We start from the raw sequence: 1006 nt of genomic DNA on the forward strand, positions 1-1006 counted from the left end.
TACTCGGACAGCAACGGGTTCACCGTTCTCAAACTCACCCCGACTACTGTAATAAGCCGAGTACTTGAGCCGGTGATACAAGACGACCGCATCGTCACCGGTACGAATAACCCCGTCTCGGCTTTTGGCAATGTGAACCTCCGTTAAGTTGGCTGTCGAAACCCCATCGGGGTACTGGCTGAGATGGTAATACTCTGGCCGAAACAGAAAGAATATCGCATCGGCATCCTGCTCTAAATCGCCCGAACCCCGTAAATCGCTCATAATGGGCCGCTTCTCCCAACTACTGCGTTTATCGGGCTCTCGGGAAAGTTGTGATAAAGCCACAATCGGCACGTTGAGTTGCTTGGCTAAGTCTTTTAGCGTGCCTGAGATGGCCGTAATCGTCTCCATTGCCGTGACTCTAGGCCGGTAATCTCTTACGCGTTGCAGGTAGTCGACAAAGATGATTTGAGCACCATTCAACACTAGCCGGGTAATGCGTGACTCCAAGCGGTCCAACGAGCAGGGTGAATCATCAATTTCCAATGGAGCCTTCTCAACGATGGCCAAGGCTTTTGCCACTAAATCTCGATGGGCGTTGCCCAATCGAATATCCTCCACACTAAAGCCACAGTAACGCGTCGCGAGCCGTCGAACGATCGACTTGTCAGTTCCTTCCAGAAGCAGCACCCCTACTGGGATTTTCTGCTGAATGGCGATGCCGTCAAGCTGCTGACACAGATAAGCGGACTTGCCCATCGAAGGCCTTCCGGCCGGGACATACAAACAGCCAGGTTCGTAGCCGCCAATGGCTTCATCAAACAAGCGAATACCCGACTTGATCAGGTGACGTCCTCCCTGGCTCATCTCCTCCAGGACCGCACGGGTTACGTCAGCAAGTACTTTCGCTCGTCGGTCCGGCAAATTGCTTTCCATCCGATCAGTCTGCTGACGAAATTGATGACCTGCCTGTAACACGTCGGTCGAAGGATTCTCTAAATCCCGAGCATAGGCTAAGGCTGCG

The 1006-nt window shown here is 52.9% G+C and carries 1 protein-coding gene; it reads right to left on the reverse strand.

The window, feature by feature from the left end; genetic code table 11:
• The coding region (locus GO755_RS40665; RefSeq protein WP_157591171.1) for a replicative DNA helicase at positions 1-1006 on the reverse strand (1006 nt) is incomplete at both ends.

The sequence above is a fragment of the Spirosoma arboris genome, assembly GCF_009754945.1.
Classification (GTDB): Bacteria; Bacteroidota; Bacteroidia; order Cytophagales; family Spirosomataceae; genus Spirosoma; species Spirosoma arboris.